The 21,922-nt window shown below is 57.4% G+C and carries 24 protein-coding genes; 5 read left to right on the top strand and 19 right to left on the bottom strand.

Going from position 1 to position 21,922, the window contains the following annotated elements; translation table 11 throughout:
- Window positions 1–8: 8 nt before the first annotated feature.
- The 10 genes from ACI5FR_RS21165 to ACI5FR_RS21120 all read right to left on the bottom strand — a co-directional run bounded on the left by ACI5FR_RS21165 (window position 9) and on the right by ACI5FR_RS21120 (window position 5,917).
- On the bottom strand, window positions 9–779 hold the full coding sequence (locus tag ACI5FR_RS21165) for an ABC transporter ATP-binding protein (RefSeq protein ID WP_405457983.1): 771 nt from the start codon (window positions 777–779) through the stop codon (window positions 9–11).
- A gap of 87 nt (window positions 780–866) precedes the next feature.
- Window positions 867–1,241 (bottom strand): cyclic-phosphate processing receiver domain-containing protein, encoded by a 375-nt coding sequence (locus tag ACI5FR_RS21160; RefSeq protein ID WP_405457982.1) that lies wholly within the window; start codon window positions 1,239–1,241, stop codon window positions 867–869.
- A 12-nt stretch (window positions 1,242–1,253) separates the two neighbouring features.
- A complete protein-coding gene (locus tag ACI5FR_RS21155) occupies window positions 1,254–2,102 on the bottom strand; it encodes a deoxyribonuclease IV (protein WP_405457980.1) in 849 nt (282 codons plus the stop codon).
- Window positions 2,103–2,112: 10 nt separating this feature from the next.
- Window positions 2,113–2,922 (bottom strand): bifunctional DNA-formamidopyrimidine glycosylase/DNA-(apurinic or apyrimidinic site) lyase, encoded by an 810-nt coding sequence (mutM, locus tag ACI5FR_RS21150; protein ID WP_405457978.1) that lies wholly within the window; start codon window positions 2,920–2,922, stop codon window positions 2,113–2,115.
- A 97-nt stretch (window positions 2,923–3,019) separates the two neighbouring features.
- Window positions 3,020–3,820 (bottom strand): TIGR01457 family HAD-type hydrolase, encoded by an 801-nt coding sequence (locus tag ACI5FR_RS21145; protein WP_405457975.1) that lies wholly within the window; start codon window positions 3,818–3,820, stop codon window positions 3,020–3,022.
- Window positions 3,821–3,861: 41 nt separating this feature from the next.
- Window positions 3,862–4,155, bottom strand: coding sequence for a YolD-like family protein (locus tag ACI5FR_RS21140; RefSeq protein WP_405457973.1), 294 nt, complete (start codon window positions 4,153–4,155; stop codon window positions 3,862–3,864).
- 140 nt (window positions 4,156–4,295) lie between these two features.
- Window positions 4,296–4,637, bottom strand: coding sequence for a phage holin, LLH family (locus ACI5FR_RS21135; RefSeq protein ID WP_405457971.1), 342 nt, complete (start codon window positions 4,635–4,637; stop codon window positions 4,296–4,298).
- Window positions 4,638–4,662: 25 nt separating this feature from the next.
- Window positions 4,663–5,085 (bottom strand): hypothetical protein, encoded by a 423-nt coding sequence (locus ACI5FR_RS21130; protein WP_405457968.1) that lies wholly within the window; start codon window positions 5,083–5,085, stop codon window positions 4,663–4,665.
- 78 nt (window positions 5,086–5,163) lie between these two features.
- Window positions 5,164–5,589: a hypothetical protein gene (locus ACI5FR_RS21125; RefSeq protein WP_405457967.1), complete on the bottom strand. Its 426-nt coding sequence runs from the start codon at window positions 5,587–5,589 to the stop codon at window positions 5,164–5,166.
- Window positions 5,590–5,650: 61 nt separating this feature from the next.
- Window positions 5,651–5,917 carry a hypothetical protein gene (locus tag ACI5FR_RS21120; RefSeq protein ID WP_405457965.1) on the bottom strand — a complete coding sequence of 89 codons (267 nt, stop codon included), beginning with the start codon at window positions 5,915–5,917 and terminating at the stop codon, window positions 5,651–5,653.
- A 159-nt stretch (window positions 5,918–6,076) separates the two neighbouring features.
- On the opposite strand from ACI5FR_RS21120, the gene ACI5FR_RS21115 reads away from it, so the two are divergent.
- The gene (locus ACI5FR_RS21115) at window positions 6,077–6,814 is read left to right on the top strand and encodes a S24 family peptidase (protein WP_405457963.1); all 738 of its coding nucleotides are present in this window, start codon (window positions 6,077–6,079) and stop codon (window positions 6,812–6,814) included.
- 78 nt (window positions 6,815–6,892) lie between these two features.
- On the opposite strand, the gene ACI5FR_RS21110 is transcribed toward ACI5FR_RS21115, so the two are convergent.
- Together ACI5FR_RS21110 and ACI5FR_RS21105 are read right to left on the bottom strand one after the other, a co-directional pair.
- On the bottom strand, window positions 6,893–8,467 hold the full coding sequence (locus ACI5FR_RS21110) for a ribonuclease H-like domain-containing protein (protein ID WP_405457961.1): 1,575 nt from the start codon (window positions 8,465–8,467) through the stop codon (window positions 6,893–6,895).
- Window positions 8,468–8,499: 32 nt separating this feature from the next.
- A complete protein-coding gene (locus ACI5FR_RS21105; protein WP_405458130.1) occupies window positions 8,500–10,746 on the bottom strand; it encodes a DEAD/DEAH box helicase in 2,247 nt (748 codons plus the stop codon).
- Between the two features lie 327 nt (window positions 10,747–11,073).
- Here ACI5FR_RS21105 and ACI5FR_RS21100 point away from each other — a divergent pair, with 327 nt between their 5' ends.
- Together ACI5FR_RS21100 and ACI5FR_RS21095 are read left to right on the top strand one after the other, a co-directional pair.
- Window positions 11,074–12,906 carry an ABC transporter ATP-binding protein gene (locus ACI5FR_RS21100; protein ID WP_405457959.1) on the top strand — a complete coding sequence of 611 codons (1,833 nt, stop codon included), beginning with the start codon at window positions 11,074–11,076 and terminating at the stop codon, window positions 12,904–12,906.
- Between the two features lie 6 nt (window positions 12,907–12,912).
- Window positions 12,913–14,718, top strand: a complete 1,806-nt coding sequence (locus ACI5FR_RS21095) for an ABC transporter ATP-binding protein (RefSeq protein WP_405457957.1) — start codon at window positions 12,913–12,915, stop codon at window positions 14,716–14,718.
- A 181-nt stretch (window positions 14,719–14,899) separates the two neighbouring features.
- Here ACI5FR_RS21095 and ACI5FR_RS21090 read toward each other — a convergent pair whose 3' ends face one another.
- Entirely contained in the window at window positions 14,900–15,112 is a 213-nt protein-coding gene (locus tag ACI5FR_RS21090; RefSeq protein WP_405457955.1) for a hypothetical protein, read from the bottom strand.
- Window positions 15,113–15,276: 164 nt separating this feature from the next.
- Here ACI5FR_RS21090 and sufU point away from each other — a divergent pair, with 164 nt between their 5' ends.
- On the top strand, window positions 15,277–15,726 hold the full coding sequence (gene sufU, locus ACI5FR_RS21085; RefSeq protein WP_405458128.1) for a Fe-S cluster assembly sulfur transfer protein SufU: 450 nt from the start codon (window positions 15,277–15,279) through the stop codon (window positions 15,724–15,726).
- 77 nt (window positions 15,727–15,803) lie between these two features.
- On the opposite strand, the gene ACI5FR_RS21080 is transcribed toward sufU, so the two are convergent.
- From ACI5FR_RS21080 to ACI5FR_RS21070, 3 genes are all read right to left on the bottom strand, one after another.
- Window positions 15,804–16,766, bottom strand: a complete 963-nt coding sequence (locus ACI5FR_RS21080; protein WP_405457953.1) for a metal-dependent hydrolase — start codon at window positions 16,764–16,766, stop codon at window positions 15,804–15,806.
- A gap of 173 nt (window positions 16,767–16,939) precedes the next feature.
- On the bottom strand, window positions 16,940–17,635 hold the full coding sequence (locus ACI5FR_RS21075) for an LrgB family protein (protein WP_405457951.1): 696 nt from the start codon (window positions 17,633–17,635) through the stop codon (window positions 16,940–16,942).
- Window positions 17,632–18,072 (bottom strand): CidA/LrgA family protein, encoded by a 441-nt coding sequence (locus ACI5FR_RS21070; protein ID WP_405457949.1) that lies wholly within the window; start codon window positions 18,070–18,072, stop codon window positions 17,632–17,634. The genes ACI5FR_RS21075 and ACI5FR_RS21070 overlap by 4 nt, the downstream gene beginning before the upstream one ends.
- Window positions 18,073–18,236: 164 nt before the next feature.
- On the opposite strand from ACI5FR_RS21070, the gene ACI5FR_RS21065 reads away from it, so the two are divergent.
- On the top strand, window positions 18,237–18,551 hold the full coding sequence (locus ACI5FR_RS21065) for a heavy metal-binding domain-containing protein (RefSeq protein WP_405457947.1): 315 nt from the start codon (window positions 18,237–18,239) through the stop codon (window positions 18,549–18,551).
- A gap of 54 nt (window positions 18,552–18,605) precedes the next feature.
- Here ACI5FR_RS21065 and murC read toward each other — a convergent pair whose 3' ends face one another.
- The 3 genes from murC to rnz all read right to left on the bottom strand — a co-directional run bounded on the left by murC (window position 18,606) and on the right by rnz (window position 21,914).
- The gene (gene murC / locus ACI5FR_RS21060; RefSeq protein WP_405457945.1) at window positions 18,606–19,910 is read right to left on the bottom strand and encodes a UDP-N-acetylmuramate--L-alanine ligase; all 1,305 of its coding nucleotides are present in this window, start codon (window positions 19,908–19,910) and stop codon (window positions 18,606–18,608) included.
- A gap of 112 nt (window positions 19,911–20,022) precedes the next feature.
- Entirely contained in the window at window positions 20,023–20,967 is a 945-nt protein-coding gene (locus ACI5FR_RS21055) for a DNA-3-methyladenine glycosylase family protein (protein WP_405457944.1), read from the bottom strand.
- Complete coding sequence (rnz, locus tag ACI5FR_RS21050) at window positions 20,964–21,914, bottom strand: ribonuclease Z (RefSeq protein ID WP_405457942.1); 951 nt, start codon at window positions 21,912–21,914, stop codon at window positions 20,964–20,966. The genes ACI5FR_RS21055 and rnz overlap by 4 nt, the downstream gene beginning before the upstream one ends.
- Window positions 21,915–21,922: the final 8 nt, after the last annotated feature.

Below are 21,922 nucleotides of genomic sequence, written 5' to 3'. Positions count from 1 at the left end.
TAACGGCATTAAACAACCCGAATCCAAGGGCGATCGTTCACCCATTCAATCGTTACCGACACGTCATACGCGGACTGCAGCAGCTCCGGCGTCAGCACCCGCTTCTTCTCCCCCTGCGCCAGCACGCGGCCTTGACCGATCAGGGCGATGTGGGAGAACGCCGGTACGATCTCCTCGATATGATGCGTTACGTACATCATTGTCATCTCACGCCGGCCCAAGTCATTGATGCTATGGAGCAGCTGCTCCCGCTCGAACAAATCGAGGCCGGAGCATGGCTCGTCGAGAATGAGGATGGACGGATCCGTCATCAGAGAACGTGCCAGCATCACTTTCTTCCGCTCCCCCTGGGACAATGTGCCGAGCGGCTGATCCTGGACATGTGAAAGCCGCAGTTCCGTGAGCATCGCGCGCGCCTTGTCTTCGGTTTCCTTCGGAATTTCCTGATAAAACCGCAAGTAGCCGTACTCCCCGGTCGCCACGACTTCCCACACCGGATCTCGCAGCGTTAATTTCTCCAAGAGCGACTGGCTGATGTAGCCGATATGCTTGCGTACCTCGCGGAGGTCGACCGCCCCATAGAGGTGGCCCAACACTCTTACCGAGCCGCTGCTAGGGAACATGTAGCCGTTGATCATCTCGAGCAAGGTCGTCTTCCCGCAGCCGTTGCGTCCCAGCACAACCCAATTCTCTCCGCGGTTCACCTGCAGCTGCACGTCCGTAAGGATTCGCCGTTCCCCGCGGGTGAACGTAATGTCCTGCAATTGAATGACACTCATAAGTCCTCTTCGCTCCTGTTAGCTTCTTGTAAGCTTTCTGTAGGGAATAGACTTATTGTAGCCTGATTGTCCGCGCTTTTCCAGCCGTTATTTTCCTTCGGCCGCTCGCGCCAGCGTCTCCTCCGGCATCGCGCCGTTCCGCAAAATCCCGTGAGGAGGCTTATGCGGATACAGCACTTGAAACATGCTGAGCCGTCCGATCGCGCTGGAGGAATGCAAGTAGATCTCGCGAGGATACGACACCTCCGCTTTGTTCGCGGCCGCGGCCAAAAATTTCGCCACGTCGAGTCCTGTCGCCTCCCCCCAGCCCAGATCGTAATCGAGCGACAAAATATCGACCTCGTACTCCTTCAGCAGCAGGATGCACTCTTCCGCGTTTTTCGCCAATACGAACCAGGGCGGACACGGCCGCAAATCGTCCAGGTACACATGAATCCGCTGTTTAGGCGCCAAGCTCTCCATGCGAGTTCCCCCTTACTTTTGCTTTCCGGTCTCCCCAACCAAGGAGTGAAGCAAACGAATCTCATCCGCGTGATGGATCGTCGGCGTTACGTGCGTTTCCAGCACTAGCGGAAGCTTCGCCAAAAAAGGAGTGGCCAGCAATTCCCGGAACGCCTCCAACCCGATCTCTCCATGCCCGATGTTCGCGTGACGGTCCTTATACGAACGGGTCGGATAGACGGAATCGTTCATGTGCACCGCCTTCAGATGCTCCCAATAACCGGTCGCTTCCCCTTTGGCCACTACCTCCGCCCAGTTGGAGCCGTTCCACAAGCCGCTGGCGAACGTGTGGCACGTATCGAGGCAAAACCCGATCCGCTCCGGGGCGGCGCTCAAATTGCGAATCTGGGTTAGCTCCTCGAAGGTCATACCCATCCGGCCATGCTCTCCCGCCTGATTCTCGAGCAGAATGAGCGTCTCTCCGCTCCACTGAGACAAAATTTCGTTCAACGTTTGGACGATCCGGATGTAGCCTTGCAGCGGATCGCTGCCCCTGTAAGTCCCGAAATGCACGACAAGCCCGACCGACCCGCAGGCGTCCGCAATGTCCAGGCAATTAATAAGGGCTCGGATGACCAGTTCCTGCTTATCGTCGTCTTCGGCCGCCAGATTGGCGGCATACGGCGCATGCGCGATCGATGGCAGGTCGTGTTCCATGCAAAAAACGGCACATGCCTCCGCATCCCGGCGATCAAACGATTTCAGGATCAAGCTTCTCGGATTTTTCGGAAAATATTGAAACGCCCTGCCTCCGAGCTTCATGGCGAATTTGGCGGCTTCCAAGTACCCTTGGCGGGTGCTGACATGACTCCCGATGTACATGGCGCCCGCCTTAATGCTGACAGTGCGTACAGTAGAACACTTTACGCGATGCCAGCTCTTCCTGCACAATAGGCTGTCCGCATTGCAGGCAAGGCTCCCCGCCCCGGTCGTATACGCGGCACTGGTCGTTGTAGCCCCCGGTCAGCGTATCTCCTGCGTAAAGCGGAAACTCCATGTATCCGCCATGACGCATCCCGTCGTTCAAGATGAAGCGCATGGCATGGAGCAAACGGGTCGTGTCCGCCTCCGTGAGATCGGCCGTCTTGCGATACGGTAAAATGCCTGCATGAAAGCAGAACTCGTCCGCGTAACAGTTCCCGATCCCGGCCAATATTTTCTGATCGACCAAGGTTGGCTTCAGCACCGCTCTCCGCCGTTTCAGCAGGTGGTGAAACCGCTCTTCGTCCAGACGCGGATCGAACGGCTCAGGACCGTAGTCGGACAGCCGATCCTGCAGCTGCTTCTCGTCCAGCAGATGCAAATACCCGAGTCGCAGCCCGATAAAATAGAGGCTGTTCGTACCGAACGTCAGCACGACTTGGGTGCTGCGGTCCGGCTTCTCCTCCTCGGTGCCGTAGAACATCCACCCGTCGAGCATCAAATGAAGCAGCAGTGTATAGCCGTTATCCAGGTGGAACAGCAAATGCTTGGCTCTCCGGTTCACCGCGGTGATCGTGCTGTTCTGCACCTTCGAGATGAACTCATCTACAGGTACGTTGACCGTTTTCTCCCTTTGCACCTGAACTTCGAGAATCTTCTGGCCGACGACGATCCGCGCAAGCAAGTTCCGGTATGTCTCCATCTCCGGCAATTCCGGCATGGGCTCTCCTCCATTCCGCTTCCGTTTCCTTCACTGTTACATGTATGTCCGGTTGGCTGCGGATTTAAACGGATCGGAACCTCCAAGTGGAGCCGGATCAGCCCTGAGGCAGCAGCATCAGCTGCTCGGCCAGCTGCATCAGATGGTCGGCGATCCGATCCGGGGTGACGCCGGACAGCTCGATCTGGCTCTTGACATTGTCCTTGGTCGCGAGCCCGGTCAAGACGAGAGCCGTCCGCAGTCCGGCTCCAGCCCCCGCCGCAATGTCGGTCCACAGGTTGTCGCCTACGACCCACACCTGATCCGTCTTCGGCAGCTGCCGCAAGGCATGTTGCATAATCGGCTCGTGAGGCTTTCCGATTACCGTCGGGTGAATGCCGGATGCAGACTGGATCGCGGCGGAGAGGGAGCCCGCCCCCGGGTGAAGCTTACCATCGGCGGGCAGCATACGATCCGGGTTCGTCAGCACGTACTTAGCGCCGTCGCGGATGAACCCGGCTGCGCGGCTAAGCGTATCGTAGTTGAACGCTCGGTCGATGCCTTGCACGACTACGTCGGGAGCATTGTCCACTAGGCGCAAGCCGGTTTCTTCAAGCGCGAGTCGCAAGCCTTCCTCCCCGACGACGAACACACCGGTTCCCCGTCCGTACGTCTCGGCGATGTACTCGGCCGCAGCTTGGGAGGAGGTTACGACCTCTTCGGCTTCAGCCGGGATGTGCATGTGCCTCAAATGCTCGGCGACCGCTTCCGGAGTTCTCGAGGAGTTGTTCGTAACGAACAAGTACGGCAACCCGAGCTCTTTCAAGAGAACAATAAATTCATTCGCATACGGGATCCTCTGACGGCCCGCATACATCGTACCGTCGAGATCGATTAAAAAACCATATTGGGGGTTCACCGTTCCTACTCCTTCATGTTGCGTCGATCATGCTTCCGAAATTAACTGTACCTCTTTTGCAGCATCGGTTCAATATTGACGAGCTCCGTCATCCGAATCCACTCATATTGCCCGTTCACTGCGATGCGGAACCGGTTCATCGTTTTATCTATGCGATCTACAACGCCTTGAATGGTGTAATTCTCAATGCCGCCGAACAGAGTGAATTCAAGCATCGTCTGTGACGTGTAAGATTCGAATAGGATGACCGAAAAATCATGCAGCTGCAGCTCGTCCACAATCGGTTTGAAGGAAGGCCCAGCATGTACGATACGCAGAGTGCGTACGTTTTTCATAATCATTCACTCCTTTCAATGTTTAAAATACGAACGTTTGTTCTTATTATAGCGTAATTCCAGGTGGAAAGATACGGTTATTTTTGAAAGTAAAAAAGAACCGCCAGACCCAAATGTTGAGCCCGACGGTAGATGTGACTTTATTTTCGCTGATGTTGGAACGTTAGCCAAGCTTTATGAATCGCCGCCTTCACGTCGTCTGCCGTAACGGGAATGCCAAGTGTCTGGATCCTCTGGGCTGCGTAATCGTACGCTCCCTTCAGCTTCGCCTCGCCTCCCGCCCCCTTCCAGACGGTCTCCGCGTGGGCGAACGCCTCTTCGGCCAGCTTGTGCAGCAGCTCGCGTTGGCTTTCGCTTACCTTGGCTTGCAACCAGGCGTTTATACGGTTCCTGGCGATGACGAGGGCGCTCAGGGTCCAGATCATGAGGATGCTAAGCATTGCTAGCACGATATCGGTCATGTAAGTTTGGATGTAGTCCATCAGGGTTGTCCTCCTTATTGAATGATCAAGATACACCTTTCGTAAAAATGTAAGTAATGACAGCGGCAAGCGTAACCGAAACGATATATTTGGTAAGGCCGATCCACAATCTATGAGCGCTCGTTCTTTCGCTGGCACTTTTTTGACGCTCATGGGCTTGGCCTTTCGTAATTTGCTGCAGCAGGTGGGCGTTATCTTTCGTCATTTGTTGGACAATGCCCAGGAGGCGGTTCTCGAGCCCTTCGAATATGGTCAGCAATCCTACTGCCGGAGTATTCGTCTCGTTGTGGTGTTTAGGAATCATCTGAGAAATGTTCTCCAGCCGTTCGATCTTTTCGGAAATCCAATTCAATTGCTGCTGCAGTTCCAGACTCTCCTCGTACAGTTTGCCAAGTTGCTCTGCGAAGTCTTCCGATTGCTGAAAGCGCCCTCCGTTTCTATCCCCCATAATCCCTCTCCCCTTTCCAAGTACGATAGGCCGTCGTTATGGAACGACTCAACTGAAGGAGATGTTCGTGAACCTAGGCTAACCCACAATTGCTCTGGACAGTTGAGCCCCCTTCAGCTTGATTTCCATCTCATTGCAATAAAGAGTCGATCTGGATCGTCCTCCACTGTCGAGCCCGATCGAGTGCATAAACGTTTGCGCTTGTCGGACGGCTTCCTCTTGATTCGGAGCCTCGATTTTATGGAAACGAGCCTGTCTATGTCGTCTTCCGGGCTCCTTGATTTCATAGTGCAAGACGTAGTTATTTTGCTTTGGTGCCTTGTCGGTAAGGGGCTGAACGCTGCCGGACCGCTTGTCTTTCCTCTCGGGACTGACCACCCAAGCCACATTCCAGCTGCGGCTGATCCATCCAGCGAATTGTCCAGGCGATTTGGGTACGAACTGTTTTCGCTCCTTAGGCGCGAATTTAGTAAAATGATGCGTGCTAATTTCTTGATTAGCCATGATGGCTGCACCTCCATTAATGTTTGTTACATGCATGTAACGAAATTGGGATAAAAAAAGGCTACTTTTGTGGTGAAAGAACAAGTTGGATCTGCTGCTGCACCTGTTGCAATTCCTCTTGCGTCATGCGAACGGCGTCCTCAGGCGCTTGAAATCCGGCTGCCACATGGGTCGGATTTCCATCCCAGTTGTATTCGATTTTTAACCACATCTTGCCTGACCACAAAAACAGCAATCGGTTCCAGAAACCGAAGGACAAGGACTGGAATCGGATTAGCATGGGCTCAGATTTGTCGTCTGGTTGGAACGGATTCTCTACTTCGACCATTGGTAATCACTCCTTGTATGAAAGTTTTGTTAACTGAATGTAATAGGCCTCTAAGCAAAATTTACCACATGTCGTTACATTTAGTCAACACATTTGTTGCTTGCAAGTAACAGCGGCTGTATAATGGGAGTAGAAAGCCATATTCCAAGGAGGTCCACGGTGTCCGGATTCCAAAAAGAACGTTTCGCCGAGCTGCTCAAAACGGCCATCGGCCGCCGATCGCTGAACAAGTACGCGGACCAGGCCGGCGTCTCCAACGCCCATGTCTCCCGCCTCATGCGCTGCCTGATCGCCAAAGCCCCCGAGCCGGAGACGATCAAAAAGCTGGCCGAAGCGGCCCACAACGATGTCACCTACGATATGCTTATGGAGGCTGCCGGTCACTACACGGAAGAATACGCGCAGCTCCGGATGGCGGCTGCGAGGTCTGCCGATAGCGCAGGTGCGCCGGATTCTCTGCGGCTGCTGCAGAATGCCGGTGCCGAGTCCGTCCACCAATTCGTGCGGGTTCCCCTGCTCGGTTACATCGCGGCCGGCCAACCGCTCTTCGCGCAGGATCACATCGTACAGTACGACGTAGTCCCTAACCCGGGATATCGCGACGGCGAGCTGTTCTCGCTCATTGTACAGGGCGACAGCATGACCGGTTCCCGGATCTATGCCGGCGACAAAGTGCTGGTGAAGGTGCAGCCGGAGGTGGAGGACGGGGAGATCGCCGTAGTTAATGTGGACGGCGATCACGCCACGCTGAAGCGTGTGAAGCGCATCGACGGCAAGTACTTGCTGCTCGCTGACAATCCGAAGTATGAGCCGATTCTCATCGAGTCCGAGAACGCTCGTGTTTGCGGGAAGGTCATTCAGGTCATTTTTGACCCGAATGTGAAATACACCCCTTAGCCAAGAGGCTCGGGGTGTTAGGGTGTGGGACAACCGTTCCTAGGGAAGGATCAACGGGAGCCCTGCTATCTGCTAAGCCTATGGCGTCAGCGTGAACAGCGTCTGCTCGTACGCCGCCGCACGCGGCTGCTTGCCGCGGCGCGTCGGCTTCGCCTTGCGGTCGGCGGCCGGCTCCGCCGCCGACGCCGCCTTCCTGCGCAGCCGCGCGACGCGCTGCTGCAGCTGCTCGCATGCGGCGCGCGCCTTCGGGTCCCCTCGGGAGAGGGAGACCCGCTGGGAAGCGCGCTGCAGCGCGAGCTCGGCCAGGCGCAGCGCCTCGGCCGCGTTGCGTTCGCGATGCTCGTAGTGCATCGCGAGCTCGATCAGCGGCTCGAGCGAGGCGAGGCCGCTGCTGCTGCCCGGCGCGAACGCGAGCTCGCGCCAGAGCGGCACGGCGCGGTCGTACCGCTGCCGCCGCTTGTAGAACGCCGCGCACAGCAGCGCGTGCGGCGAATGCGCGACCGTGGGGCGTTCCGCCAGCAGGTCGATCGCCTCCCTTGCCTTCGCCTCCAGCCCCAGCTTCTCCATCCACGTGCCCATCCGGTACAGCTCCTCGTCGTCCAGCGACTCAAGGGGAATGGTCCCCTCTAGCAGCTTGGCTAGATGGACGGACAGCGCGGCGAGCGTCATGACGTCCTTTTCGTTATGCTCGAACACCCCGGCGAGCACGGCGGGATTGCGCTCGGCGAGGAACAGGAAGTACAGCTCGGGCGCCATCGAGCCCGGCACGTCGTCATGCCGGGACAGGCCGAGCCGGCTCTTCTCGACGATGCTGAGCCGGCAGGAGGGCAACGTATTCCGCCACAAGCTGCGCGATGGATACAACAGGTCGAAGTGCTCCGGCTCCTCGTCGCGGAGCCGGAGGCGATTGAGGATGTACCGGTTTTTGACGAGCGGCCAGTCGAAACACTTCCCGTTGTAGGTCACGAGCCGATGCCGACGATCCAGCACTTCTCCCAGGTAGGTGAGCATAGCCCGCTCCTCGGCAGGATTGCGGATGAACAGCTGCTGCACAACGAAGGTATCGGCGTCATAGAAGCCGATCCCGATCATGAAGGGGACATTGCCCGCCCCAACGCCTAGCCCGGTTGTCTCAGTATCGATGAACAACAGTGTCTCCACATCCACCTGCTGCGACTCGGCTCCTCCCCAATCGCTCCCGATCGTCATGGCGGAGAACAGCCCGGTTCTGCCTGGCAGCTCCCCGAGACGATGGTCGCCGTGCGCCTGCTCGAGCGCATACCGCCGTTCGCGGATCATGAAGAGCTGGTCGCCACTGCCGTGCTCGGTAACCCCAAGCTTGGTCCAGCGGGGATCCAGAGCCGGGACGTCGGGATTTTCGATCGGAAGGTGCACTAACCCCACCTGCCCAGCCTGAACTTCAGCTTTACTCTCATCCAGCTCTGATGGGTCCAGTCCGCCCAACTGCACTGCATCGACCGACACCAATGCTTCCGGCTCGCCCAGCGCCTCCCCTTGCACAGAAGCTTTCGCCGCCTCAGCTCCCGACTCAGCCGCCTCTGTCACCGCAAGCTCGCCCCCCGCTTCCCGTTCACCGCCCACGGCGCTCCTGCTGCGCTTCAGCCTAACCAGCTTTTCCTTCAACCCGCTCATCGCCTGCTCACCCTCCTTCCGCCCATACTGCCTTACAAAGCCGCCAGGAGCCGGATGCTCTTCACCTTCGCCTCCATCCCTTCAACCTCCGTCCCGATGCATGAAGGACAGCCATCGTTGCAAGGGCACTTCCGGATCAGATTCATCGCCGCCGTCTTCACTTCATCGAACCGTCGATACACATCCTCGGCCAGCCCAATGCCCCCGGGATAATGATCATAAATATATACAGTAGGCAGTTGCGTATGCGACGCTCGGATTTGCGAAACGACATGAATGTCGCTCCGGTCGCACATGACGTGAATCGGGACGATATGCTTCAGCACGTTCGCGATTCCGAGCAGCAGCTGCTCAAGCGTCTTCGCCCCGATAGACGGATCGGTCTCCGTCAACTCGAACCACGTCGCGCTCGTGTGCAGCTCCTCTTCCGGTAAGCTGATCGGACCGTACCCCACATTCTCGAACGTCGTCAACTTGATTTTTTTGAAGATCGTAGGCATCGCATTCACAACCACATCGCCATAATGTATGGCGGCCCGGCTCCTCGCCGTAGTCCGGTCGATCTCGAGCACCTTCAGCTGCACGGCCAGATTCGCGTCGGTGTAGTAATCGACGTCGACCTCCCGGACGTAGGCTTTCTTATGGTCCCAGTCCAGCTTCTCCACCTGGTATTGCACGCCCTCGTGCATGTAGATCGCTTCATCGTGCAGGAGCGTCATCGCGCTGAACCGGTCCATCTCCCCGATCAGTTTGACGTTCGCCACATCGGATTGATCGACGATCACGACGTTTTCTTGCGAGGCGGAGCGCAAGCTGATCTCACTCGCCGGGAATGATTGGTTCGCCCAATAAAAAGCATCGCTCGCCCGATGGAGCACCTTCTCCTCCACCAGGTACTCGAGCAGCTCCGTTACATCCATCGGTCCGAACGTCTCGTCCGGCTTGAACGGAATTTCATAGGAAGCGCACCTCAAATGATCGACTAGAATGATCAGGTTCTCCGGGTTAATCCGGGCCGATTCGGGCGAACGCTCAAAAAAGTAGTCGGGATTATTCACGATGTACTGGTCGATCGGCGTACTGCTCGCCACCATAACGACGAGCGCTTCCCCATGCCTACGGCCGGCGCGCCCCGCCTGCTGCCACGTACTCGCCACACTGCCTGGGTACCCGGTCATGACGCACACCTGCAGCTGGCCGATATCGACCCCGAGCTCCAAAGCATTCGTGCTGACGACACCCAGAATCTCGCCCTCGCGCAAACCGCGCTCGATCTCTCGCCGCTGCTTCGGCAAATACCCGCCCCGGTACCCCCGAACCGATTTGGTTCCCAGCTCGCCCTTCACCAGTTCCTGCAGATGGCTGAGAATCAGCTCGACCCGCACTCGGCTGCGCGCGAAAACGATCGTCTGGATTTTGTTCCGCAGAAACTCCCGGGCCAAATGATTGACCTCCACCGTAGCGCTCTTGCGAATATTCAAAGGTTGGTTTACAACCGGAGGATTATAGAACACGAAATGCTTGCGGCCGCGAGGCGCCCCGTTGTCCGAGATCAAGCGCATGGGAACTCCCGTAAGCTGCTCGGCCAATTGCTGCGGATTGGCGATCGTAGCGGACGTGCAGATGAAAATCGGATCGCTGCCGTAAAACCGGCAAATGCGCTTCAGACGCCGAATGACGTTGGCCACATGGCTGCCGAACACGCCGCGGTATGTATGTAACTCGTCGATAACGATATATTTCAAATTTCCGAATAAACTGACCCACTTCGTATGATGCGGGAGAATGGCCGAATGGAGCATGTCGGGATTCGTGATGACGATATGTCCCGCTTTTCGGACGAGCTGCCGGATGGCCGGAGACGTGTCCCCGTCGTAGGTGAAGCTCTTAATGTCGATGCCCATCTCCTGAATGATTTCGTTCAATTCGCTCTTTTGATCCTGCGCCAGCGCTTTCGTAGGGAACATATACAGGGCCCGGCTCGTATCGTCCGCGGCGATCGCTTGCAGCACCGGCAAGTTGTAGCAGAGCGTCTTCCCGGACGCCGTCGGCGTGACCGCCACGATATTCTCGCCCTTAATCACCGTCTCGTATGCCGTATGTTGATGCGTATACAGCTCGCCGATCCCCCGTCTCGTCAAAGCGTCTCGGATCCTTGGGTCTACGCTGTCCGGAACCGGCTTCGTCCGCGCCTCCTGCGGCTCCAGCTCGTACCAATGGGCCACATTCTCATTGGCCTTCAATTCTCCGATCATGTCCGGCAAGGACTTTTTCCTGATCATGTTGCTACACCTCACTATACCCCTATTTTAGCGAATATTTGTTCGCTTTACTAGTGTTTCTCCTAATTGCGGGACGGTGGGCGGCATCAGGCAAGCCCGCTCAGATTACATTTAAGGAGAACAGGAGAAATCCGCACAGAACCGCCACGAAAATGTTGTTGCCAAACCGGCCGGGTCCCCCTTATGATTTTCTACAGGGAATATGTGTTCGCATATGCCGGCGAAGGAGAGAACATCTATAGTGCAACAAATCTCTTGCCCGTTTCCGAACCTCGGTGATACGATCGACGTGTCCTGCATCAAGTTCTACAGGAGGGTTTTATTTTGAACATTCTAAAACGAATTCTGGCTTACGCCATACCGTACAAATGGTGGGCCGTGCTGGCGGTTGTCATGCTCGTGCTGGGCGTTGGCTTCGATCTGCTCGCTCCGTGGTTCTTGAAGGAAACGATCGACATCGGCATCGGGCAAAGCAGCGTGTACCACATTATTTTGTACACCGCGCTGCTCGGCGGAGGGCAAGTCGTCAAGAGCTTCGGCATGTACTGGCAAGGGGTGGCGCAGGAGCGCGTCGGGCAAAACGTCGTCTTCGACATCCGCAAGCAGTTCTATGCCCACCTGCAGCGATTGTCGTTCGGGTATTACGACAAAGCCCAGACCGGACAAATCATGTCCCGAATGACGGGCGATATCGATGCGATCAAAAATTTCGTCGGCTTCGGCTTCATGCTGATCGTGACCGGGATATTCACCTTCGTCGGGACGTTCATCGTCATGCTCATGCTGCATTGGAAAGTGACGCTCTTCAGCATGATTACGATCCCGTTCCTCGCCATCGTGCTCCGGCAGTTCAACCGCAAGGTCGGACCGGCCTGGACCGAGATCCGCGAACAGATGGGCAAGCTGACGAACACGTTGCAGGAGAGCATCTCCGGCATTCGGGTCGTGAAAGCGTTCGCCCGGGAGACGACGGAGAAAGAGAAGTTCACTTGGCGCAACGATACGAACTTCCAGACGAATCTGAAGCGTGCCAAGATCGAAGCCGGCGCGTTTCCGCTTATGGGGTTCTATGGCGGCGTCGTGTTCCTGATGATGATTTGGGTCGGCGGCTACTACGTCTATCGCGACGAAATGTCGATCGGGACGCTCATGGCGTTCCAGTGGTACGCCTGGGGGCTCATCTGGCCGCTCAACATGCTGGGCTGGCTGATCAATATTATGCAGCAGGCGATGAAGGCAGCCCCCCGGGTATTCGAAATCATCGATACTCCGGTCGCAATCAAGACGCCTGGTGACGGCGGCCTCTCCGCTGCCGGGATCCAAGGTTATGTTTGCCTGGACAATGTGACGTTCGCCTTCCCTCACAGCCGACGGGCGGAGGACGCTCCGGGAGAGTCTCATGAATCCGCCCCCGCACCCGTTCTGAGCGGTCTTCGAATGGACGTTCAACCGGGCGAAGTGATCGGGATTCTCGGGGCCACCGGGTCGGGCAAAACGAGCCTGATCAACCTGCTGCCTCGCTACTACGACGTAACGGCAGGCCGGCTGCTCATCGACGGGGTCGACGTCCGCGACTACGACGTACAGGAGCTGCGCCGCAAAATCGGCATCGTGCCCCAGGAGACGTTCCTGTTCTCGGCCTCGATCCGGGACAACATCGCGTTCGGCTGCCCGGACGCCACCCAGGAGCAGGTCGAATGGGCGGCCGCGAAAGCGCAGATCCACGGCTTCATCGAGACGCTGCCGGACGGGTATGACACGATCATCGGAGAGCGCGGCGTCGGGTTGTCCGGCGGACAGCGGCAGCGGGTCGCACTCGCCCGTGCGATTCTGATGGATCCGCCGATCCTCGTACTCGACGAGGCTACGGCGAGCGTCGATACGGCGACGGAGTCCGCCATCCATGAGGCGCTGCATGAGATCATGACCGGGCGCACGACGTTCATCGTCGCCCAGCGGCTGTCCTCGATCCAACGGGCCGACCGGATCATCGTGCTGCAGGACGGACAGATCGTGCAGGAAGGCACGCACAAACAACTCGCTTCCCAGGACGGCTTCTTCAGCAAGCTGTATGCGATGCAGCAAGCCGCTTCCACGAGCTTGCGGCCTCACATCCAGCCGCAGGCCGAGCCGATCCTGGAAGTCAAAAGCAGGTGATGCGGCATGAGTCAGTGGGATATGGACAATGAAGAATTAGAGGATAAGCCGTTTAATCGGCAATACATGCAGCGGATGATCGGCTACCTCAAGCCGCATAAGAAAACGATGATCGTCGTCTCGATCATCGTCGTGCTGAACATGCTGCTCAGTCTCGCCGAGCCGCTGCTCATCCGCCATGCGATCGACGAGGGCATGCTCAAGAAGAACATGAGCGTCGTACACGCGGTCGGATTCGCTTTTATCGGGGTTCGGCTGCTCTCATGGCTGTTCGGGTTCCTGCACATCCGGCTTATCAACTTCACCGGGCAGAGCATCCTGTTCCAGCTGCGGCAGCAGCTGTTCAACCATCTCCAGTCGCTCTCCTTCCGTTTCTTCGACGGGAGGCCGACCGGCAAAATTATGTCGCGGATCACGAACGACACGAATGCGATCGGTGAACTGATCAACGGCGGACTCATTACCTTGATGATGGAGACGACCCACTTGGTCGGCATCGTGGCGATTTTGCTCTGGCTGGACTGGAAGCTGGCGCTTATGGCGTTTACCACGTTCCCGTTCCTTTACTTGCTCGTCTCCCGCTTCCGTCCGAAGGTCGAAGGCGCGTGGTCCCGCTCACGCCGGACGATGGCCGCCATCAATGGCAACGTGAGCGAGACGATCCAGGGCATTCGCGTCGTGCAAGCCTTCTCGAGAGAAGCGGTTAACGACGAGAAATTTAATGACATCAACAATCGCAACAGGAACGCATTTATGCGCGCCATCTCGCTCGAGTCGATGGTGTGGCCGATCGTTGAGCTGATCGGAACGCTCGGCACATGTCTCGTACTCTGGTACGGCGCGATCCGGGTGCTGAACGACGCGCTGACCATCGGGCTCATCATCGCCTTCATCAACTATCTGTGGCGGTTCTGGGGGCCGCTCAGCTCGTTGTCCAAAGTATACAGCCAGCTGTTGTCGGCCATGGCGTCCGCCGAGCGGATCTTCGAAATTCTGGACACCGAACCGGAAATCCGGGACAAGGCGAACGCCCCTTCCATGCCGACAATACGAGGCCGCGTGGAGTTCGACAACGTCTCGTTCCGCTACCAGCCCGACAAGCCGGACGTCATTCGGAACTTCAATCTGGACGTCCGCGCCGGCGAACGGATCGCCATCGTCGGCCCGACCGGCGCCGGCAAGAGTACGATCGTCAATCTGCTGATGCGGTTCTACGATGCCACCGGCGGTACGATCCGCATCGACGGGGTCGACATTCGGGATGTGACCTTGTCCTCGCTCCGCCAGCAGATGGGCATCGTCCTGCAAGACTCGTTTATCTTCTCCGGCACGATCGAGGAGAACCTTCGCTACGGCAAGGAGGATGCGACTCCCGAGCAGCTGGAGCACGCAGCGCGCAGCGTCCGCGTAGACCGCTTCGTCGAGCGGATGCCGGACCGGTACGCGACGCAGGTCGAGGAGCGCGGCTCCAAGCTGTCGGTCGGCCAGCGGCAGCTGCTCGCCTTCGGCCGGGTGCTGCTCTCGGACCCGCGGATCCTCATCCTCGACGAAGCTACGTCGAGCGTCGACACGGAGACTGAGCAGCACATCCAGGAGGCGTTGAAGGAGCTGCTGCAAGGCCGGACGGCGTTCATTATCGCCCACCGGCTCTCGACGATCCGGGACGCCGACCGCATTCTCGTCATCCAGGACGGCCGAATCGCGGAGAGCGGCACGCACGATGAACTGATCGAGGGCGGCGGTCTATACGCCAACTTGTATTACAACCAGTTCGTCATGCAGCAAAGCTTGGAGCTCAAAGTGTCCGGGTAATACATTACGTATGAAAAAACCTGTTTCTCGACATCGTCCTTCGCCTGACCGTATTGCGGTGGCGGGTTGTGTCGGAGACAGGTTTTTTACGTCGAACGGCCGGTTCGTGTATGGCCATAATCTTGATGAGCGATGTCGGTTCCTGCGCTTTCCCGGGAAAGTTTTTAACGGCTATCCCCGCTTACACATCATAGCCATCGTAATAATCGAAGCGAATCCGAGTCGGATCGAGGTTGCGGTTCTGGTCATCCTGCATCTCTACGACCGAGCCGGACAGCGGCAGGAACTCCTCGTCCACGCTGCTCGCCGCATTGTAGCCGGTCGTCTCCATCATGGCGCCCCACGCCTCGTTCGTGTTCGCAATATAATTATGCTGCGGGTTGGAGTGGATCATTGCTTTACATCCTCCTCTTCAGATCGTTGGGCTTAGGTTGCCTACGGGACTGCGGATCTATGCGAAGCCGACGGCGATTCCAATCGGAAACGGATTGTAGTATGATAGAGGGAACATGCTACATGGTAGACCTAATTAATATCGCACGAGGTGACGTTCCGATGATGGATAACTTGGAAGCTCTATATAAACAAATTGTGATGGACCACTATAAGAAGCCGCGCAACAAAGGCAAGCTGACGGATGAAGGCGCGCTGCAGCTCCCTTACAAAAATCCGACGTGCGGCGACGTGATGGTGCTCTACATGAACGTGGACGAAAACGACCGGATCACGGACATCAAGTTCGAAGGAGAAGGCTGCTCGATCAGCATGGCCTCCTGCTCGATGATGACCGATGTCGTGAAGGGCAAGACGGTCGAGGAAGCGAAGCATGCGATTCACCTGTTCAACGACATGATCAAGAAAGGCGAATTGCCGGAGGACGAAGATGCCCTCGGCGATGCGCTCGCGCTGTCCGGCGTTCACAAGCTGCGGGCCCGCCACAACTGCTCTCTCCTCGGCTGGAATGGGCTGGAGAAGGCGCTGCATCAGCAGGAAGAACACCGTCACTAAATTCAGGGAATCCGGTATAGAGGGTGCGTATAGATGAAACTCCCGTTCTCGGCATGAGGACGGGAGTTTCGTTATTTTCATACATAGGGCGGGTCCCAGTACTTCTTGTTCCACCCCACGCGGTCGCTGATTACGTTCAGATTGCGGTCCAGAATCACGTCCGCGCCGAACGGCAGCTTCTGGTTGTGCCAGAACCTCACGTCCCTCCATTGTACCTCGTAGCCGTTTTCCCGTTCCGTGAACCTAACGTGGATGTTCTGAGCGAGCTGCAAAAATGCCCGTACTCCATCCGTCCCCTTGGTCGCTTCGATTACCAAATGGTTCTGAGCACGTTCGTACTTGTCTTGAACCGTAACATGCTTGTAGCGTACATGACCGGTGTAGTAGTAATCCTGGTCTTCCATCAAGTATTGCCACTTGAACCAGTACAACCCAGGCACAAGCTTGACACGGCCAGACATCTTGAGCACCTCCCTCACCGCTCTCGCAATGAAACGACGGTGCCAATACCGGCATGCCATGTAGACGAATGTAAGTCCGTAAATCCATGCGAACAGCGGCCCCGGAGACAAATCCGTCCACAGCCATAACCCTAGACCGGACACGTGCAGGACGATCAGGAACGGCTCGAACAGTGCCAGGGTGTCCAGATGCAGCCATCGGTTGGAGAATGGGCGGGCGCATTGGACCCCATAGGCATTGAACAAATCCAGCAGTACGTGCAGCATGACGGCAATCATCGTCCAGAAGTAGAGATGCCCGGCCAGCGGCATCACATGAAAGATCAGGGCCAACGGGAAGGCGATCACGAGCGGCCATAGAAATAAAGCGGGAATCGAATGCGAAAGGCCGCGATGATGTTTCACGTAGGCTGAATAGCTTTTCAAACGTACTACCATATCAAGATCCGGTGCATGAGAGCCGATCATCGTTCCGGCTATCAAGGCCAATCCGATGCCGGAATGATGCGCCACCGCCGGATCCAAGTAGGCCAATCCGGCCAATGTCGCCCCGAACAGCAAATGACTGCCTGTATCCATGCAAATTCCTCCTTCATGTATGCGGCTATTGGCAGCCTCTAACTCAGTTCCTCCAGCTAGCTTAGCAGGCAAACGTAAAATCGGCGTTTTCTAGTTGTAAAGGTTTTATTGTGTTTACGGGAACTTATCCAAAAAAAATAAACCGCCCCTTCGGACGGTTGCTGCAGCCTTTGTCAAGGGTGCATCCAATAGTAGATCGGCATCGCTGCGAACGTGGAGATGAGCCCGGCCGCTCCCATCGCGAACCCGCTGGCGCTCCCTTGCAATTCCGACTCCTGAATCACGCGGGACGTCCCGATGCCGTGCGCGGACGTGCCCATCGCGGCTCCAATCGCCAAGCCGTCGGTCACACCGACGAGTCTCAAGAGCGCCGGACCGAACATACTGCCGAACAGTCCGGTGAGGACCGTCAACACCGCCGCCAGCTCGGGAATCCCGCCGAACAGGCGGGCAATCTCCATCGAGATCGGCGACGTGACCGACTTCGGCATGATCGTCATCAGCAGCTCGCGGTTGCCTCCGGCCAGCCAGACGAAGCAGGCGCTCGTGAACATGCCGCACAGCGATCCGGCTACGATTCCGGACAAGACGCTGCGCATCCGGGCGATGAGCACCTTCGCGTGCTTGTAGAGCGGGACGCCGAGGGCCACCGTGGCCGGCCCCAAGAGGAACGCGATCATGTCCCCGCCGACCTTGTACGATTCGTACGGGATGCCGCTAAGGACGAGCAAGAGGATGATCGCAAGACAGCAAATAAACATAGCGTTCAGCCACGGCCATCTGCGCTGCAAACCAAGTGCCGCCACATACGCGATGAGCGTAACCGACACGCCGAATACTGGGTTCGCCCCCCATTCGATCGGGTTCATAGCGCACCCCCTTGCGTCTTCTCCGCCATCGTCGTACCAATCGCGGCTTCCGATGCGACGGCCTCCTTCAGCTCGGTCGGCTCCGCAGTACGCGTCTTTGCGGCTGTCCGCTTCGCCCCCGCTTGCGTCACCCATCCCGTCACGAGCATCGTCACTATCGTACTCAATACCAGACTAAGCACGATCGGTACCCCATTGTTGACGATGACTGGCACGAACGCGATCGTCCCTACGATAACCGGCACGCAGAACAGCATCATATGCTTCAAGAGCAGCTGCGCGCTCTTCTCTACCCACTCCAGCTTCACCAATCCGGTGAACAGCGCCGCCGTGAACAACGCCAGTCCAATTACATTGCCTGGCAGCGGGATTCCTGTCGTTTGATGAATGATCGTGCCCGCCCAAAAAAAACCGAATAATATCGCCAGCCCTTTCAACCCAACAACCCCTCATACTCGATCGCTATTGAAAACTCTTCTCTTGTTATACGACGACTCCGGGGGGTTTGCAACTTTTTTATGATGGTTTCGTATCAATAGGGGTATCGTAAATACAGAAATCGGGCTGCCAGTCATACGCCTGAACTCAGGAGGAACTGATCATGATTATTACCACGACCCCAACCGTAGAAGGACGCCAAATCGTCGAGTACGTGTCCATCGTCACCGGCGAAGCGATTATGGGGGCCAACATTGTCCGTGACATTTTCGCTTCGATCACCGATATCGTAGGCGGGCGCTCCGGGGCATACGAGAACAAGCTGAAGGAAGCGCGCGAGGTAGCTTTCGAAGAAATGCGGTCTTCTGCGGCCCGGTTAGGCGCGAACGCCATCGTCGGGATCGACATCGACTACGAAGTGATCCGGGAAGGGATGCTCATGGTCGCCGTAAGCGGAACTGCAGTCAAAGTTCAATAAGGCGCCATCACGCATAAAAAACGGAAGGTCCTCTCGAACGAGAACCTTCCGTTTTTATTTGACCGACTTCTCGTATTTTTCCTGATACTTTTGCACATCCCCGGCACCCATAAACAGCAGCACACACTCTTGATAGTCCCGCAGCACATCGATGTTCTGCTCGGAGATGAGCCGGGAGGACGGGATTCGCTCCATCAGGTTCTCGATCGAGATGTTCCCTTGATTTTCCCGGGCGGAGCCGAAAATGCCGCACAAGTACACCTCGTCCGAACCCGACAGCGAATCGGCAAAGTCGTCCATGAACTTCTCCAAACGCGAGTACGTATGCGGCTGGAATACCGACACGACCTTCCGGTCTGGATATTTTGTACGAACCGCATCGAGCGTGGCGCGAATTTCCGTCGGATGATGGGCGTAATCGTCGATCAGGACGTTGTCCCCAAGACGCTTCTCCGAGAACCGGCGCTTCACCCCGCCGAACGTCGCCATCTGATCGCGTACGACATCCAGGTTGAAGTCCTCCAAGATGCAGACACCGAGCACCGCCAACGCGTTGAGCACATTATGCTTGCCGAAGCCGGGAATCATGAACCGGCCGAGCGAGTGGTCGCGCAGCTTCGCTACGAAGGAGAGGCCGTCACCCTCCACCTGCAGATCAATCGCTCTAAGATCGTTACGTTCCCCGAACCCATAGTGAAGCACCGGCACGCGACATCGAAGCGAACGCACATTCGGGTCGTCGCCGAACGCGATCACATGCTTGCCAACCTGATCGGTCATCGATTGAAAGGCCGCCGTGACGTCTTCGATTCCTTTAAAATAGTCCGGGTGGTCGAAATCGATATTCGTAATGATCGCATAGTCCGGCGAGTAGGCGAGGAAATGTCTCCGGTATTCGCAGCTCTCGAATATAAAATGGGTGCTGTCCGGGACTCCGGCCCCCGTGCCGTCTCCGATCAGGTAGGAAGTGGGCTGAACCGCCTTGCACACATGGGCCATCATGCCGGTCGTCGACGTCTTCCCATGTGCCCCCGTAACGGCTACGGTCGTGAACCGTTTCATCCATTCCCCAAGAAAATGATGGTAGCGATAAAAGGGCCTTCCCTCGCGAACGGCGGCAGCCACTTCGGGGTGGTCATCCTTGAATGCATTGGACGCTATGATGCAACGGGTCGAGTCACGATGAATATTGCCTTCGTCGAACGGCAGCAGCGGAATGTGCTTCTGTTCCAGCGGCGCTTGGGTGAATAAATAAGTGTCTATGTCAGACCCTTGAACATCGTGCCCCATATCGTGCAGCACTTGCGCCAGGGCGCTCATGCCGGCCCCTTTGATCCCTATCAGATGAAATTTGGTCACGAGGATCCCTCCAGACTTGCATATTTAAAAATGGGCGGTGCGGTTTTGACAAAAAACAGGTCTCGCCACATTATATGACGCAACCCGGAACTATGCTTCTGCCTATTGACAGTTAGCCGTGCAGGTCTTTCTCCTTTAAGCTTTCCCACAAATAGTAAGTGATATAGCTCGACCAGGGGGACCACGCCGCTCCGATCTGTCGCACCTCATCTTCGGCAGGCTGATGCTCCATCCGGTACAGATGGCGCAGCCCGTTGCGCAGCCCGATATCGGCCGCAGGCAGCAGGTCGGGACGGCCCAGGCCGAACAGGAGGAAGCATTCCACCGTCCACCGGCCAATCCCTCGGAACGGAAGCAGCCGCTCCATGAGCTCGTCGTTGGTCATCATGTCCAGCGCCGCTGCATCGAATGGGAGTGTCCCCTCCGCTACCGCTCGGGCGAAATGAATGACGTATTCCGCCTTCCGCTGGCTGAACTGCCGCTCCCTCAGCTGATCCACCGTTAACGCGGCCACTTGCTCCGGCGAAGGGAACACCGGATAGAGCCGGCCGTTCATCTCGAACGGTTCGGACACCGCTTCGATCAGGCGGCGGTTTAATGTAGCGGCAAACGACAAATTCAGCTGCTGCCCGATAATCGTCTTAATCATGCACTCGAACGGGTCCGACTCGAGAATGAACCGGAAGCCGTGGAAGCGCCGGCTAAGCAAGGCGAGCTGCGGATCGGCGTCCAGCTTCTCATACAGGCCGTCCAGCTCCGTATCGACCGACAGCATGCGCTTGAGATGAGCCGTGATCGCCATCCGGTCCGTGGATGCATCCAGGGATGCACTTCCGCTGCCAGACACCTCGATCACGAGCCTTGGCTGTTCCACAGTCCCTTCGGAGCGCATACGAACGCCATAGACGGAGCCATTGACCCGGATCGTCCGTACAAGCGCGCCATCCTCATATCGGTACAGCTCGTGCCCTACGCCTTCCAAACGGCGGACCATGCGGGAGAAATCGTAGGGCGGCTTAGGCTCCAATACCACCGTAAGCGGCACAGTTCCCTTCATTCTCGCTCCTCCTCTGATGGTTCCGAACCGAATGGCACTGAAACTACCGTATGATCGTAGGCGACGACCGTGTTGGGAAACACGCTTCGCGCTTCCGCTGCCAGAGCTTCCGCTTCTTCACCGGCATATCGGGAGCTGATGTGCGTCAGGATGAGCGCCTTCGCACCCGCCTCCGCCGCTACCTCGGCAGCGCCAGTCGACGTCGTGTGGTAATACTGCTGCGCCATGGGCGACAGGTCCGCGGCGAACGTCGCCTCGTGCACGAGCACGTCGGCGCCGCGGGCCAGTTCGACCGCCGCCGTGCAGCGCCGCGTGTCGCCCATGATGACCACGGTACGCCCCGCGATCGGCGCCCCGACATAATCCGCACCGCGCACGATCCGGCCGTCGTCCAGCGCGACGTCTTCGCCGCGCTTCAACCGGCCGTATAGCGGCCCGGCGGGTACCCCGTCCGCCCGCAGGCGCGCTTCGTCCAGCTTGCCTGGACGATCGCGCTCGCGGACGCGGTAGCCGAAGCACGCGATGCGATGTTCCACCTCCGCGGCGGTGACCTCGAATTGATCATCGGCGAACACGATGCCGCCTGCGATCTCTTGCACCTTCAGCTCATAGGCCAGGTGCGTCTGGCTGAGCGTAAGCGCGGTCTCCAAGTACGTACGGATCCCCGGCGGACCGAAGAGCGTAAGCGGCGTGTCACCGCCTTGATAGGAGCGGCTCGAGAGCAGCCCGGGCAACCCGAAAATATGGTCCCCGTGAAGATGAGTAATGAAGATATACTCGAGCTTGCCCAGTTTTAGCGGGGAATTCAGCACCTGGTGCTGCGTTCCTTCGCCGCAATCGAACAACCAGAACGTCCCCCGCTCCTCGGCGAGACGGAGGGCGATCGAGGTCACGTTGCGGCCTTTGGACGGCATCCCCGCCCCCGTTCCGAGAAAATACAGGTCCATTCCGGGTC

Origin of the sequence: Paenibacillus sp. HJGM_3, from assembly GCF_045062745.1 — a bacterium.
GTDB lineage: Bacteria > Bacillota > Bacilli > Paenibacillales > NBRC-103111 > Paenibacillus_AA.
Note: the sequence above shows the minus strand (reverse complement) of the source record. Positions and strands in the feature narration are given on the sequence as shown.